We start from the raw sequence: 14557 nt of genomic DNA on the forward strand, positions 1-14557 counted from the left end.
GTTACAGAATTGTCAGGAAACTTTTAAAAATAAAAAAAACTCCTGATTCACAGGAGCTTTATTTTAGTCTAGTTTGTTCTTTATATAATATTTGCCATCCAAATCTTCATCAAAATCATCAATTTTAACGGGTTTTGGTTTCGGTTTATTTGCTAAAGCTTTCTTTTTCCACATCTCAAATTTTTCAAGAGGCATCTTCTTCTTCAAGATTTCCAGTACTTCTTTTTCTGCCAATCCAAATTCTTTTTTGATAATTTCAAATGGATTCTTTTCTTCCAGGGCTAACGAAACAAGTTTTTCCGTTTGCTCCCAATTCAATTCTTTGCGGTTACTCTTTTTCATCTCGTGAAAATTAATTCAAAAATAGGGGTTAATGATTAGTAGATTGATTTTCAATTTATATATCAATATTAATAAAAAAAATAATTAGTTGGTTCGATCGAGTATATTTTTTTTGTGTTTTTAACTGTTTTTTGCTGATCTGGATTCCTGAAAGGGAATATGAAGTAGATTTTTTAATTTATTGTTTTCTTCAGGCTCCATATGAGTGTCTACGCCATAAACGATGTGTTCTTTCGGAAGTGAGGTAAAAGTCCCGAAAAGACGGTCCCAAATCGAGAATATATTTCCATAATTACTGTCTGTATAAGGCAAAACATAGTGATGGTGTACTTTATGCATATTGGGAGAAACGAGAAAATAACTTAAAAAAGCATCCAGTTTTACAGGCAGCGAAATATTGGCATGATTGAACTGAGAAGCTATTACGGATAAGGATTGGTACAAAAACACCATCCACATCGGACTTCCAACCAGTAAAACCCCAAGTGTAGTAAATACAAAACGGATGACACTTTCTCCGGGATGATGTCTGTTGGCACTTGTGGTGTCTATCCAGGTATCGGTGTGATGTATTAAGTGAAAGCGCCACATGAATTTTACTTTGTGCTGTACAAAATGGGCCAAATAAGCGCCAATTAAGTCTAAAAGCAATAATCCGATAATGGTGTATAATGCGATCGGGATTTCGGGTAGCCAATTTAAAATTCCAAAATGATGTTCCGTAGTCCAATTGGCAGTTTGAATCAAAATAAAAGCCAGAATAAAATTGACAATAATCGTCGTAAAGGTGAAAAAGAAATTGAGACCTGCATGATTCCATTTTTTATATTTCATTTGAAATAGGGGAAAGGCATTCTCAATTAACCAAAAAAGGGTTATTCCTCCAATCAGAATTAAACTTCGGTGGGAAGAGGGAATCGTGCTAAAATAGGTTATTATTTCGTTCATGATTCTATAAAGGATTTTATCAAATTTAAGTAATTTATTGAAATATAGGGACAAAAGAAGTGATTGTTTCGACTTTACGATCTCCCAAAGTCGCCAAGTCGCTAAGTTTTTTCTACTTAGTTTTAAGCTTTACCTTTTTGCTTTCCACTTTGAGTTTCTGGAAATGTCATGGAGTCTCAAAGTTCTTTTTCTGCTATTTCATTAAAAAGGTTGCGATTTTACGACGCTGCGGGATTTTTACTTCCTGTAACTTTTGAATTTGTGTCGCTTTATATGATGTTCGTTAGTAGTTAAACATAAAAAAAGAGAAAAGCGAAGGGGTTACTTCACTTTTCTCTTTTATGTGATTGTAGTAGTACTGTATGCCTACTTATTTCGGGATTATGATTTTTTTATGAGGCTGATAATAAACAACAAAACCCATGCACCTCCAGCGGCTATAATAATCTGCCATAAGAGCCCGCCACCGCCAATGCCAAGTTTAGCTGCCAGCCATCCGCCAAAGATTCCACCAATTATTCCAACAATAATATTACCAAAAAGGCCAAAACCACCACCTTTCCATAATTGACCTGCTAGCCATCCTGAGATTGCTCCGATAAGTAAAAAATATAAAAAGCCCATAAGTTTATGTTTTATAAGTTATTAATTGATTTTGAATCTTCGTTTTACGCTTCGTCGTGATTCTGCAGTAAGGTTTTGTATATAAACCCTGCGACTATAGCCCCTAAGATCGGCGCCACCCAGAATAACCAAACTTGTGATAATGGTTCTCCACCAGTGAAAACAGCCTGAGATAAAGATCTTGCAGGATTTACAGAAGTATTTGTGATTGGAATACTAATTAAATGAATTAAGGTTAGTGCCAAACCAATTGCAACTCCGGCGAATTTTCCGTTGGCAAATTTATCTGTAGCACCCAAAATTACTAATAGGAAAAATAAAGTCAGAACAAATTCAGCTATAAAGGCAGATTGTAAAGAATAACCATCAGGAGAAAAAGCTCCGAATCCGTTTGAGGCAAAGGCTCCGGCTTTGGTATTGTCGATTGCAAAACCCGCTTTTCCGGATGCAATAGTAAACAAAGTACCAGCGGCTGCTATAGCTCCAACGCATTGTGCAATGATATAGGGAATCAGGTCTTTTGCAGGAAATCTGCCTCCGGCCCATAAACCAAATGATACAGCGGGATTAAAATGTCCGCCTGAGATATGCCCGACAGCGTAAGCCATTGTCAGAACCGTAAGACCAAAAGCAAGTGCTACACCGGCAAAACCAATTCCTAAATCAGGAATTCCTGCTGCAAAAATTGCACTACCACAACCTCCAAAAACTAGCCAATAAGTTCCAAAGAACTCTGCAAATAATTTTTTCATAGTAAATAATTTTAATTAATATTTAGTTGTTAACGGGTATATAGATACGCCCATAAAATCAATGCGACTTGTAAGGGCAAGCGTACTAATAGAATGATATTTAACAAAGAAAAACCCTTTTTGCTCTTTTGAAACATATACCAGTTGGCAGGAAATACAGCAATCAACAAAGCTATAATTCCCCAAGCAGCAATAACTCTCGAAAAAGGAAGGGTGAGGAGGATACCTAGAATAATTTCGGCAGCTCCACTTAAACTATTTAATAATTTGGGATTCTGAAAATAAGGGGGAATGATTCTGATGTACATTCCCGGGTTTTTAAAATGATTAATTCCGGCAATTATATATAGAAAAGCCATTAAATATAAGTGCCAAGGTAAATTCATGATATCTTGTTTATCACGAATTTATAAAAAAATTAACAAATATTGTATTATTAAGCTCTTTTTTTTGGAACTATATAAAATAGATTATTTTTTGCCTTTAAAATTTACATTCATTATAATGATAGCCAGAATGATTAGGACAATTCCAACCCATTGTAAAAAGATTACTTTTTCATTCAGTAAAAAGTAAGCCATCATTACTGAAACAGGAAGTTCAAGTGCCGAAACAATACTTCCTAAACCAATTCCTGTTAGTGGAAAACCAGCATTCATAAGCATTGGCGGGATAATCGTTCCGAATAATGACAATACAATTCCCCATTTTAGGAAAATTGCAAGGTTAAAAGGCGTTACCTGAGTAAAAAAAGCAAAAGAAAACACAATTACAGCACCACCCAATAGCATGTACAAACTACGTTGTGCCGATGAAATTTCGGTTGCAACACGATTAGCAGTAAACATTGTTGTCGTAAAAGAAGCTGCAGCCATAACCCCCCAGGCGATACCTCTCCAATCAAGGACTACATCATTTTGAATGATATTGGTTGCCAGTACCGTTCCTACCAGTACAATAAATACGGCGAGCACTTTTTGTTTAGAAGGTAATTTTTTCTCTAAAATCATTTCAAGTAAAACCCCCATCCAAACGGTTTGCATTAATAAAACAATACCAATTGAAACCGGAATATATTTTACAGCCAGGTAGTAGAACAAACTGGTCATTCCCAGAGAAGTTCCCGCTGTCATTAAGCTAATGATATTTTTAGGAGTAGCTTTTACTACTTGATTTTTATTTCTTATTTTCTGAAAGGCATTGATTAATAAAATCCCTGCAATTCCAAGTACAAATTGAGATGTTGTTACCTCGGCTGTGGTATATCCTTCTGAATAGGCCATTTTTACAAAAGTGGCTAACATTCCGAAAGTTGTAGCGCCTAAAGCAACTAAAAATACTCCTTTTAATACATTGTTTTGTGACATTCTGACTTGTTTAGTTTAAAAAATTAAAGCCGGCAAAGGTAAGCTATTTTGTTTAGGATTTAATGTTAAAACTGTGATAAACTTGTTAGTCCTTAAGTATCAGGGGCTAGTTCTTTCTCAGTATGATTTCTCGTTCGTTGAAATGGCGATGGTGAGAAAAAAAGAGCTTGCAGGAGATAAGAAGATGTGTTAAATGTTAGCAGACAAGGTTTAAGTTTTAGCCAATAAAAAAACCATCAGAAAACAATTCCTGATGGTTTAATTTTTATATAACAACCGAAGTCTGAAATATTTATTTCACAGGTTGCGTATTGTAAGTTTCGATTTCGAAAACTAAAGTTGCGTTTGGTGGAATCACTCCTCCGGCACCTTTTTCTCCATAGGCTAAATTAGAAGGAAGAAAGAAGATTGCTTTTTCTCCGTCCGTCATCATGTCTAATGCTTCGATAAAACCTGGAATCATTCCGTCTTTTTTACCAACTGCAAACGGAAAAGCTTGATATCCTTTTTGTGCATCTCTGTTCGCATCATATTTACCATATGCTTTTGCTACATTGGCAATGCTGCTGTCAAAAAGATTTCCATCTTCAAAATAACCTGCATAGTGGAAATAGATATTACTTCCTTCTGCTAATTTTACTCCGGAACCTTTTTGAGTGATTTTATATTTTAAACCCGAAACCGTTGCAGTTGCAGTAGCTTTAGTAGCGGCAAAGTAAGCTGCTTTTTCGGTTACCACTTTTTGACTTTCGGCTTTTTTAGCTTCTCCTTTTTTAGCATCATCACTGATTACTTTTAAAGCATCAAATTTCTTAGCAGCAGCACCTTTACGTGTAATGGTAATTTTAGTCATCACATCGTCCTGAACAATTTTATTCACAACATCCATTCCTGAAACTACGTGACCAAAAATAGTGTGTTTGCCATTCAACCAAGGTGTGTCTTTATGTGTGATAAAAAATTGACTTCCGTTGGTAGCCGGACCTGAATTGGCCATAGCTAAAACACCCCCTTTTTCAAATTTTAAATCTGGTACAAATTCATCTTTAAAAGAGAATCCAGGACCTCCCGAACCGTTTCCGTCCGGATCACCACCCTGAATCATAAAATCATTGATAACTCTATGGAATTTTAATCCGTCATAAAATGGCTTTCCTTTTAGTTTTTCCACTTTTACATTAGGGTTTTTTCCTTCAGCTAAAGTGATAAAGTTGGCTACTGTTACAGGCGCTTTTACATACTCTAAAGACAAAACAATAGTTCCTTTAGTTGTAGCAATTGTTGCAAAAATTCCTTCAGCAGGATTTGCTGCTTTCGGAGCTACTTTTGTTGTAGTTGTCTTTGCGGCCGGTTTTGCAGCCGGTTTTTTGGTTGCTTGTGCCTGAATATTGACTACTGCCAGGCAAAATAAGAATAGAAGTTTAAATTTCATTGTATTTAGAATTTAAGTCTATGTTAATTATTGTGGTTTCTCTAATAATTGAACTTCAAAAATGATATTCGCATTTGGTGGAATAACTCCTCCAGCTCCGGCTTCTCCGTAAGCTAAGTGTGCCGGAATAAAAAGAACGGCTTTGTCTCCAAAAGAAAGTTTCTCGATTCCTTCAATAAATCCCGGAATCATACCGTCTTTACGACCTGCCTGAAATGGAATTGGCTGGTAACCTTTTGCTTCAGCTCTTGCAGCATCAAATTTTCCGAAAGTTTTGCAAACTTCTTCAATACTACTGTCAAATAAAGTTCCGTCTTCTAAAAATCCTGCATAATGAATGTACAATTGTGTTCCGATCGCCGGTTTTTTACCCGTTCCTTTTTCAGTAATAACATATTCTAAACCTGTGCTTGTTTTGGTAGCTTTTGGTTTTAAAGAAGCATAATAAGCTACTTTTTCTTTCTGAACTTCTGCATATTTACCTTTTTCTTTTGCTATTTCTGAAAAATAGTCGTGAAATACTTTTACAGCATCAAACTTTTTTGCAGCTTCACCATTTCTGATAATAGTAACAGTGGTGATGTTATCGTTTTGAACTACTTTATTAACGACATCCATTCCTTTGTCCACTACATGACCAAAAATAGTATGTTTTCCGTCTAACCAAGGCGTTTCAACATGTGTGATGAAAAATTGGCTGCTGTTTGTTCCCGGACCATTATTTGCCATGGCCAAAACACCACTTTTGTCAAATTTTAAATCAGTGAACTCGTCTTTAAATTTGTATCCGGTATCTCCAGAACCTGTTCCTAAAGGATCTCCGGTCTGGATCATAAAATTCTCAATAACACGGTGGAATTTTAATCCGTTAAAAAATGGTTTCTTTTTAAGGTTTTCATCCGTTACAAATTCATTTTTGCCTTCTGCTAACGTTACAAAATTGGCAACCGTTATAGGTGCTTTTTTATAATCTAACTCAACAATAATGCTTCCTTTATTAGTTTCAATTTCAGCGTATAAACCATCCGGTAAGTCACTGTGTTTGTCTTTACAAGAATAAAACGAGGTAGCGGCTAATAGTAATATTAAAATACTCTTTTTCATTTTTTAAATGTTGTTTTATGGGTTTAAAGTGTCTTTTTTAGTCTGAACTACTGGCTTTGGAGCGACCGGTTTTGGAGTTTGTGTACTCGGTGTCGTTGCTTTTGGAGCTTCTTCAGGTGTGAAATTTTTAAGGGTAACGGTACAAATTAAGGATTGATTGGTTCCTATTTTTTTATTGTCTCCATGGTAACCATAGGCGATATGTGATGGAAATAAGAAGTTTACAGTTTCGTTTTTGCGCATTAATTTAATTCCATCGCGCAATCCCATCATGATTTCTTGTTTGTCTACATGATACGTTTGCGGGCCAAGTTCAGCTTCGGGATAGATAATTTTACCTTGTATGTCTTTTATTTCCAGATTATAATAAGCTATATCTCCTCTTTTTGGACGTAACGTATCAATCAGATTTTGTTCCTCATAAGCATACCAATAACCTTTTTGTGAAGCAAAATACTTTACTTTGGGATTACTTTTGATTATTTTTTTGATGATATCTTCTTCACTGGCAACTAATTTTTTGTTCCGATCAGCTGATTTTTTTATGAAAGTACCCGAAGTTCTTGAAATAGGTCTTCTGGCTTCTTCGTGTTGTTTACAGCCTACCAATAAAACGGCAAAAAGTAGGGCACAGCTGCTTAGTTTTAAGTAGTTCATATAGGGTTATATTTTTAGTTTAGTTACTAAATCTTCAAATTTTTTGATCGTCTCTTCCATAGAAACATCAGATCTTCCACCAGCGGCATTGCTGTGACCTCCACCATTAAAATGATCTCTGGCAAACTGATTTACATCAAATCCTCCTTGCGAACGAAATGATATTTTGATGATTTTTTCGTCTCTATTTTCTATAAAAATAGCTGTGAAATTAATTCCTTTGATGCTTAATCCATAATTAACGATTCCTTCTGTATCGCCTTTTATGTAATTAAAAGAATCCAATTCGTCCTGTGTAAGCGTTGTATAAGAGGTTTTATGCTCTTCAAATACTTTCATGTTTTGCAAAGCACGACCTAACAATTGTAAACGGCTGTACGAGCTATTATCAAATAAAAGTACTGGAATCTGCGTGTTTTCAACACCTAAATCAATTAATTCGGCTATAATACGGTGTGTATTTCCGGTAGTTCCAGGAAAGCGAAAAGAACCTGAATCGGTTAGAATTCCGGTATAAATACAGGTAGCAATGGTTTGGTCTAGATCTTCTTTTTTATCTAAAAAGGAAATGAAATTGTAAACCATTTCACAAGTAGAACCAAAAGTAGTATCAGAGTACATATAAGTCGCATAATCATCAGGTCTTTGATGATGATCGATCATAATAAACGGAACTTTTAGCTTGGCTAAAGTGTGTTCCATTTCACCCGTACGATGAAAAGCATTAAAATCGAGTGTAAATACAATCTCTGCTTCTTCTAATATTTTAGTACAGTTTTCGGTGTCTTTTTCAAATATTTTTACGGTTTCCGAACCTGGTAACCAAGCTAAGAAATCAGGGAAATCATTAGGTGCAATCACCGTTGGCTGATGATTGTTTTTTAATAAAAAATGGTATAAACCCAACGTAGACCCCATGGCATCACCATCTGGACCTCTATGCGGGATTATAGCGATTTTCTTTGGGGTTGCGAGCAACAATTGTATCGCTTGAATATCTTGTATTTTCATAGTGTGCGAATTTACATTTTTTTAATGTAATGCTGAAAAGATTTTAGAGATTCTTGGGTTTCAGTTTATAGCCGTGGTTTCAGTTCTTAGTTTTCGGTCTCAGTCTCAGTCTCAGTCTCAGTTTTCAATTCACATTTCATAATTCACAATTTTAATCTTGAACTACAAAAAAAAATCAAAGCCACTTCTGATACAACTTATATTTGGCACCCTTGACAATCTGCGATTTATAAATCCCTACCGAGCCTGAAGAAAAATAAGCAATGGTACAGGCGATCGCAATAAATAGCCCGGGTTGAATTCCAAATAACTCCATTCCCATAATGGTGCAGGCAATGGGAGTGTGGGTGGCACCCGAAAATACGGCTACAAAACCCATTCCGGCCAAAAGGGCTATTGGCATAGGAACGACAAGAGAAAGTGCGCTTCCTAAAGTAGCTCCGACAAAAAATAACGGAGTTACTTCTCCGCCTTTAAAACCAGCTCCTAACGTGAATCCCGTAAATAGAATTTTGAGTAAAAAGTCATACCACGGATTTGCATTTGAAAAGGAATCCACAATGACAGGTACACCTAAGCCAGCAAATTTGGTAAATCCGAAACCTGCAATGGCAATGGCCAAAACGATTCCTCCAACAAACGGACGCAATGGTGGGTATTTAATGTTTTTTGAAAATAAAGAACTCCAAAAATGAGTAGTTCTCGAGAACAGCAAAGCTGCAATGCCAAATAAGAGGCTAATTAGAATGGTATAAAATAAGTTCGTAAAATTGATTTCGGGTACATCGGGAATACTGTAATGCGTGTGTTTGACCTGCCAGAATTCAACCGTAAAATAAGCGGCGTAAGCCACTAAGAAGGATAGAATAATACTTTTAAAGTTGATTTTACTAAAGTACAGTACTTCCAAAGCAAAAATTGCTCCCGCCAAAGGTGTTCCGAAAACAGATGCAAAACCCGCACTGATCCCGAGAATAATCAGAATTTTTCGCTCAGATTGCTCTAGTTTAAAAAGTTTTGTAAACTGATCGGCAATAGCGCCTCCCATTTGTACTGCTGTGCCTTCGCGTCCGGCAGAACCACCAAATAAATGGGTGAGTAGGGTTCCCGCAAGGACCAAAGGAGCCATTTTGAACGGAATGGTTTTCTTTGGGGTTTCGTATTCTTCCAACAATAGATTATTGCCTTTTACAACAGATTCTCCCCAGTAATAGTAACTCAATCCAACAAGTAATCCACCAATGGGTAAAAACCAGATGATCCAGTTGTGGTGGATTCTAAATTGTGTAATCCATTCTAACGAAACTAAAAAAAATGCTGAAGCCGATCCTGAAAAAAAGCCTATTAAAAGACAAATGAGAATCCATTTAAGGACTGTCAGGAGTGTAGTTTTAGAATCAGGTAGAGCCATTTGTAGGTTTAGTTTTTTTAAACACGAATTTCACAAATGTACACGAATTTATTTTTTTTGCCACAGATTAAAAAGATTCGCACAGATTGTAAAATCATTTTAATCATTTTAATCTGTGGCAAAATTAATTAGCACAATTCGTGTAATTCGTGGAAAAAGAAAAGTTACTGAACTACAGCCGTAAATTCAATTTCAACTAAATATTCTGGAGCAACCAATTTACTGATTTCATAAAAACCCGTTGTCGGTTTTACATCTTTGAAAAAAGAAGAATGCGCTCTGGCAACCTCTTCAAAAGTGGTAATATCGGTTGTGAAAATACGGGTTCTGATTACATCTTTCATTCCAACATTCAAATCTTCCAGTACTTTTTCTACACGTTCGAGGATGTTAAAAGTCTGTGCATACGCATCGTCAGCTTTTACTTTATCGCCATCAACAATTGCCACAGTTCCTGAAACTTCAATGATATTGCCAATGCGTACAGCGCGACAATATCCCATTTTGTCTTCCCAAGGTGATCCTGTTAAGATGTTTTCTCTTTTCATTTGGTAGTATTTTATTGAATTGTTTTATTCCTTTTTTAAAACAAATCCCGGTTAGTTAATTAGGCTGCAATTTATAAAATAGGAAACTGAAAAGCGCAAATTTTATTTGAAATCACTTTCAAAATCAAGCTTTTTTGTGATATTTTAAGAAATCGTTTTTTAAGATCTACTTGGTTTGCTGGTGTTCGAAAAGGCGAAGTTTATTTTGAGTTATCGTTAAGTTTTGTTGTAACGTTTCAATCTTACTTAATAAATGCGCTATGGCATCAATTCCTTCAAAATTAATTTTCAGATCATAATGCAACCGGATCATTTTTTCTATGGCAGGCAGGTGTTTAAGGTGCAGGTATTCGTCATCTTCCTGAACAATAATTTCTACCAATCCGTAATTATTTAGTTCGGTTATAAAGGTGTATTCAATTTCGTGATACGTGCAAAATTGTTTGATTTGGATTAGGTTTTTACTGCTCATGATTGCTTATTTTAGATAATTCTTCAAATAATTCTTTTTCCTTTTTTGATAATTTTGTGGGGAGTTTTAAAGTATAAGTAATGTATAAATCTCCAAACTGACCTTCTTTTTTGTAGACCGGAAAACCTTTTCCTTTTAATTTGACTTTTGTTCCGGGCTGCGTTTCTTCAGGAACTTTTATTTTTACTTTTCCGTCAAAAGTGTTAACGAAAATCTCACCTCCTAAAATAGCGGTGTATAAATCGAGAGCAACATCGGCGTATAAATTATTGCCTTCGCGTTTAAAATTAGAATTGTTTTCTATGGTGAAGGTAATGTACAGATCACCGCTGGGGCCTCCATTTGCTCCAGGTCCGCCATGTCCCGGAATTTTTATGATTTGACCGTTTTCTACTCCTGCAGGAATCGTAATCCGGATATTTTTACCATTTACCGTCAGATTTTGTTTGTGGGTGGTGTAAGCAGAATCTAAATCTAATTGTAGTTCGGCATTATAATCCTGGCCTCTGTATTTGGATTGCCTTTTGTTGCCGCCAGTTGAACCGTACATGGAATTGAAAAAATCAGAAAAATCACTGCCTGAGAAATCACCTCCTGAAAAGTCGTTATAATCAGAACTGCTTTGTTGCCTGGTTTGCTGTTGTTGATTGGGATTGTAACCTGCCTTTTCAAATTCGTCCGCATGCTTCCAGTCTTTTCCGTATTTGTCGTATTTTTTTCGGTTTTCGGGATTACTTAGGACTTCATTAGCTTCGTTGATTTCTTTGAACTTTTTCTCCGCTTCTTTATCGTTTGGATTCAAGTCGGGGTGGTACTTTCGAGCCGCTTTTCGATAGGCTTTTTTTATTTCGGCGTCAGTAGCAGACTTTGTAATTTCTAATGTTTTATAGTAGTCGATATAATCCATTTTTCTAGTTTTTAATAAAGGTAGATTAAAACATTGAAATTAGGAATAAGTTGTTAATTATCAAAATGATATATTTTTTTAAAAGAAGAATTTAACTAAGACGTAAAATAGCATCGGTATATTTTTGTGGCATTAAAAATTTAGTTTTTTGATTTTTTGGCAGGTTTTTTGTTTCCAAAAATTAGCCTAATATATTGTTATAAAAGTCTTAAAGTTGTAGTGCCTAATTAAATTATGCTATTTTTGTGAAGCTACACTTGATTTTATAAAAATTATAAAAGCCTATTCGATAATACTTTTTCAATGAAGCAAATTCTATTTTTCATATTATTTTTTACTGCTGTAACTGTATCAGCCCAAACTGAATTCAGTACAAAATTTAAGTCGATTCCGGCTCCAAAATTTAGTGCGAAACCTAAAAAGATCCCGTCTCCGGAAATCAAAAATCCTGCAGGGACTAACTTAGATATTCCAAGTATAAAAACACCCAATGTTTTTGATAATACCAGTATTACACCTAAGTCTAAATTTCAAGTAGGAGAGCAGAAAAGTACTTTTACAATGTCAACCGAAACTGATTTTGCCAATCCCGGAGATCGTTATGTTGGGAAAATGGAAAAGGATTTGGATAAGGCCGTAAAAGAAGCGGGATTAAAAGAAGGCAGAGGACCATTAGTTAGAAAAAACCTTGAATTTGGTGATATTTATACAAGTTCTACTTATTTTATAATAAAATGTCGTGATGCCGGGGCGATTGATGGTGATATGATAAAGGCCGTTTTTAATGAAAATGTTATAGTGCAGAGAATGGTATTAGAGTCCAACTATCAGGAATTTAAAATAACTTTTAATGAAGGTTTTAATACTTTCGAATTAGAAGCACTTAATATCGGAAGCCTTGGAGGAAATACGGGTGGATTTGAAATCTACGATGCCGAAGGTAATCTGATCTTATCTGATTATTGGAATAACCTGGATACAGGATTTAAAGCAAAATTTGTCATTGTGAAACAGAAAAAAGCTCTCATAAAATCTGTGAAATAATTTCAAAAAGACATAAAGTTTCAAAGATATGAAAGGAAAAATCAACTTACTATTTAATTTTTAAGACCTTTAAACCTTTGTAACTTCGAATCTTTGTAGCTAAAATCAGAACAATGAAAAAAATATTAGTTTTTTCATTGTTCTGATTTTTCAAATTCGAATATAAAAAGTATTTTTGCGCATGCAACACAACGTACTTATTTTAGATTTCGGATCGCAATATACTCAACTTATTGCGCGTAGAGTTCGCGAATTAAATATATTCTGCGAAATTTTCCCTTACAATCACTTTCCAAGTGATTTATCACCTTATAAAGCTGTAATTTTAGGAGGAAGCCCATTTTCTGTTCGTGCAGAAGATGCTCCACATCCTGATTTGTCTCAAATTCGAGGTAAACTTCCAATGTTGGCAGTTTGTTACGGAGCACAATATTTAGCGCATTTTAGTGGTGGAGAAGTAGCTGCTTCTAATACCAGAGAATACGGTAGAGCTAATTTGTCTTATATTAAGGAGAATGAAGTTTTCTTTAACGGCGTTTCAGAAAACAGCCAGGTTTGGATGAGTCACAGCGATAGTATCAAAGCTTTGCCGACAAATGCAGTAAAATTGGCAAGTACTCATGATGTAGAATATGCAGCTTATAAAATTGAAGGCGAGACAACTTACGCGATTCAATACCATCCGGAGGTTTTTCACTCTACTGATGGATCAAAAATGTTAGAAAACTTTTTAGTTAACATTGCCGAAGTTCCTCAAAACTTTACGCCAGGTGCTTTCGTAGAAGAAATGGTGGCAGAATTAAAAGAGAAATTAGGTGATGATAAAGTTGTTTTAGGATTGTCAGGAGGAGTAGATTCTACTGTAGCGGCAGTTTTATTACACCAGGCAATTGGTAAAAACTTGTACTGTATTTTCGTAAATAACGGTTTACTTCGTAAAAACGAATTCCAAAATGTATTAGATCAATACAAAGGAATGGGATTGAATGTAAAAGGAGTAGATGCAGGAGATCGTTTTCTTGGCGAATTAGCCGGAATCAGTGATCCTGAAACCAAACGTAAAACAATTGGTCGTGTATTCATTGAAGTTTTTGATGATGAATCACATTTAATCGAAGACGTAAAATGGTTGGCTCAAGGAACTATTTACCCTGACGTGATTGAGTCGGTTTCTGTAAAAGGACCATCGGCTACAATTAAATCACACCACAATGTTGGTGGATTACCGGACTATATGAAATTGAAAATTGTAGAACCACTTAGAATGCTTTTCAAAGATGAAGTAAGAAGAGTTGGAGCTACTTTAGGAATAGATCCTGAATTATTGGGAAGACACCCTTTCCCGGGACCAGGATTATCCATTAGAATTTTAGGAGATATCACTCCTGAGAAAGTTCAGATTTTACAAGATGTTGACGCTGTTTTCATCGATGGATTAAAATCTTGGGGATTATATGACAAAGTGTGGCAAGCCGGAGCGATCCTGCTTCCTGTAAATAGTGTTGGTGTAATGGGAGATGAGCGTACTTACGAAAAAGTAGTAGCGCTTAGAGCCGTAGAATCTACCGACGGTATGACTGCCGACTGGGTACATTTACCTTATGATTTCTTAATGAAAGTATCAAATGATATCATCAATAAAGTAAAAGGAGTGAATCGTGTGGTATACGATATAAGTTCTAAACCACCTGCAACAATTGAGTGGGAATAGTATTATTTTTATAGTAAGGCGTTACAATTTGTAACGCCTTATTTTCTTAACTCCGGTACGTATATCAAAAATACGGATGAATTTTTATGCGAATAAATGCAAGAAAAAGGAAGAACTGGAGTTATATAAGTAAAGGATTATTGTTAAGATCGGAATGGACTGAAGACAATAATCAAAAAAAAAACAAGCCGTGCGAATCCTGCTTTAAGCAAAAATTAGTATCTTGT

The 14557-nt window shown here is 35.4% G+C and carries 16 protein-coding genes; 2 read left to right on the forward strand and 14 right to left on the reverse strand.

Going from position 1 to position 14557, the window contains the following annotated elements:
• Positions 1–63 precede the first annotated feature (63 nt).
• The 14 genes from ACHRV5_RS04135 to ACHRV5_RS04200 form a co-directional block, all read right to left on the reverse strand.
• The gene (locus ACHRV5_RS04135) at positions 64–342 is read right to left on the reverse strand and encodes a DUF2805 domain-containing protein (protein ID WP_047775685.1); all 279 of its coding nucleotides are present in this window, start codon (positions 340–342) and stop codon (positions 64–66) included.
• Between the two features lie 120 nt (positions 343–462).
• Positions 463–1290, reverse strand: coding sequence for a sterol desaturase family protein (locus tag ACHRV5_RS04140; RefSeq protein ID WP_395425881.1), 828 nt, complete (start codon positions 1288–1290; stop codon positions 463–465).
• A 381-nt stretch (positions 1291–1671) separates the two neighbouring features.
• A complete protein-coding gene (locus ACHRV5_RS04145; protein WP_047775688.1) occupies positions 1672–1914 on the reverse strand; it encodes a GlsB/YeaQ/YmgE family stress response membrane protein in 243 nt (80 codons plus the stop codon).
• A gap of 44 nt (positions 1915–1958) precedes the next feature.
• Positions 1959–2666 (reverse strand): aquaporin Z, encoded by a 708-nt coding sequence (gene aqpZ, locus ACHRV5_RS04150; RefSeq protein WP_047775690.1) that lies wholly within the window; start codon positions 2664–2666, stop codon positions 1959–1961.
• Between the two features lie 29 nt (positions 2667–2695).
• On the reverse strand, positions 2696–3052 hold the full coding sequence (locus tag ACHRV5_RS04155; RefSeq protein WP_047775692.1) for a DoxX family protein: 357 nt from the start codon (positions 3050–3052) through the stop codon (positions 2696–2698).
• A gap of 84 nt (positions 3053–3136) precedes the next feature.
• Complete coding sequence (locus ACHRV5_RS04160) at positions 3137–4033, reverse strand: EamA family transporter (protein ID WP_395425882.1); 897 nt, start codon at positions 4031–4033, stop codon at positions 3137–3139.
• A 292-nt stretch (positions 4034–4325) separates the two neighbouring features.
• On the reverse strand, positions 4326–5465 hold the full coding sequence (locus ACHRV5_RS04165) for a peptidylprolyl isomerase (protein ID WP_395425883.1): 1140 nt from the start codon (positions 5463–5465) through the stop codon (positions 4326–4328).
• Between the two features lie 27 nt (positions 5466–5492).
• Entirely contained in the window at positions 5493–6569 is a 1077-nt protein-coding gene (locus tag ACHRV5_RS04170; RefSeq protein WP_047775696.1) for a peptidylprolyl isomerase, read from the reverse strand.
• Positions 6570–6584: 15 nt separating this feature from the next.
• Positions 6585–7226 (reverse strand): gliding motility-associated peptidyl-prolyl isomerase GldI, encoded by a 642-nt coding sequence (gene gldI / locus ACHRV5_RS04175; protein WP_395425884.1) that lies wholly within the window; start codon positions 7224–7226, stop codon positions 6585–6587.
• 6 nt (positions 7227–7232) lie between these two features.
• Positions 7233–8237, reverse strand: coding sequence for a bifunctional oligoribonuclease/PAP phosphatase NrnA (locus ACHRV5_RS04180; RefSeq protein WP_230001223.1), 1005 nt, complete (start codon positions 8235–8237; stop codon positions 7233–7235).
• Positions 8238–8412: 175 nt separating this feature from the next.
• On the reverse strand, positions 8413–9648 hold the full coding sequence (locus tag ACHRV5_RS04185; protein ID WP_395425885.1) for a voltage-gated chloride channel family protein: 1236 nt from the start codon (positions 9646–9648) through the stop codon (positions 8413–8415).
• A gap of 164 nt (positions 9649–9812) precedes the next feature.
• Positions 9813–10196 carry a RidA family protein gene (locus ACHRV5_RS04190; RefSeq protein ID WP_047775703.1) on the reverse strand — a complete coding sequence of 128 codons (384 nt, stop codon included), beginning with the start codon at positions 10194–10196 and terminating at the stop codon, positions 9813–9815.
• A gap of 166 nt (positions 10197–10362) precedes the next feature.
• Entirely contained in the window at positions 10363–10668 is a 306-nt protein-coding gene (locus ACHRV5_RS04195; protein ID WP_395425886.1) for a chaperone modulator CbpM, read from the reverse strand.
• Positions 10658–11575, reverse strand: a complete 918-nt coding sequence (locus tag ACHRV5_RS04200; RefSeq protein WP_395425887.1) for a DnaJ C-terminal domain-containing protein — start codon at positions 11573–11575, stop codon at positions 10658–10660. Before ACHRV5_RS04200 ends, ACHRV5_RS04195 begins: the two co-directional genes overlap by 11 nt.
• 303 nt (positions 11576–11878) lie before the next feature.
• On the opposite strand from ACHRV5_RS04200, the gene ACHRV5_RS04205 reads away from it, so the two are divergent.
• Both ACHRV5_RS04205 and guaA read left to right on the forward strand, forming a co-directional pair.
• Complete coding sequence (locus ACHRV5_RS04205; RefSeq protein WP_395425888.1) at positions 11879–12619, forward strand: hypothetical protein; 741 nt, start codon at positions 11879–11881, stop codon at positions 12617–12619.
• 181 nt (positions 12620–12800) lie between these two features.
• Positions 12801–14330: a glutamine-hydrolyzing GMP synthase gene (guaA, locus tag ACHRV5_RS04210; protein WP_047775709.1), complete on the forward strand. Its 1530-nt coding sequence runs from the start codon at positions 12801–12803 to the stop codon at positions 14328–14330.
• Positions 14331–14557: the final 227 nt, after the last annotated feature.

It is taken from the genome of Flavobacterium sp. FlaQc-52 (genome assembly GCF_044007495.1).
GTDB lineage: Bacteria > Bacteroidota > Bacteroidia > Flavobacteriales > Flavobacteriaceae > Flavobacterium > Flavobacterium cupriresistens.

Coding starts and splice junctions, on each gene's coding strand:
- ACHRV5_RS04190 (WP_047775703.1), bottom strand. CDS start 10,196: ATGAAAAGAGAAAACATCTTAACAGGATCACCTTGGGAAGACAAAATG.
- ACHRV5_RS04135 (WP_047775685.1), bottom strand. CDS start 342: ATGAAAAAGAGTAACCGCAAAGAATTGAATTGGGAGCAAACGGAAAAA.
- ACHRV5_RS04155 (WP_047775692.1), bottom strand. CDS start 3,052: ATGAATTTACCTTGGCACTTATATTTAATGGCTTTTCTATATATAATT.
- ACHRV5_RS04205 (WP_395425888.1), top strand. CDS start 11,879: ATGAAGCAAATTCTATTTTTCATATTATTTTTTACTGCTGTAACTGTA.
- aqpZ (WP_047775690.1), bottom strand. CDS start 2,666: ATGAAAAAATTATTTGCAGAGTTCTTTGGAACTTATTGGCTAGTTTTT.
- guaA (WP_047775709.1), top strand. CDS start 12,801: ATGCAACACAACGTACTTATTTTAGATTTCGGATCGCAATATACTCAA.
- ACHRV5_RS04200 (WP_395425887.1), bottom strand. CDS start 11,575: ATGGATTATATCGACTACTATAAAACATTAGAAATTACAAAGTCTGCT.
- ACHRV5_RS04185 (WP_395425885.1), bottom strand. CDS start 9,648: ATGGCTCTACCTGATTCTAAAACTACACTCCTGACAGTCCTTAAATGG.
- ACHRV5_RS04140 (WP_395425881.1), bottom strand. CDS start 1,290: ATGAACGAAATAATAACCTATTTTAGCACGATTCCCTCTTCCCACCGA.
- ACHRV5_RS04170 (WP_047775696.1), bottom strand. CDS start 6,569: ATGAAAAAGAGTATTTTAATATTACTATTAGCCGCTACCTCGTTTTAT.
- ACHRV5_RS04145 (WP_047775688.1), bottom strand. CDS start 1,914: ATGGGCTTTTTATATTTTTTACTTATCGGAGCAATCTCAGGATGGCTA.
- gldI (WP_395425884.1), bottom strand. CDS start 7,226: ATGAACTACTTAAAACTAAGCAGCTGTGCCCTACTTTTTGCCGTTTTA.
- ACHRV5_RS04165 (WP_395425883.1), bottom strand. CDS start 5,465: ATGAAATTTAAACTTCTATTCTTATTTTGCCTGGCAGTAGTCAATATT.
- ACHRV5_RS04195 (WP_395425886.1), bottom strand. CDS start 10,668: ATGAGCAGTAAAAACCTAATCCAAATCAAACAATTTTGCACGTATCAC.
- ACHRV5_RS04160 (WP_395425882.1), bottom strand. CDS start 4,033: ATGTCACAAAACAATGTATTAAAAGGAGTATTTTTAGTTGCTTTAGGC.
- ACHRV5_RS04180 (WP_230001223.1), bottom strand. CDS start 8,237: ATGAAAATACAAGATATTCAAGCGATACAATTGTTGCTCGCAACCCCA.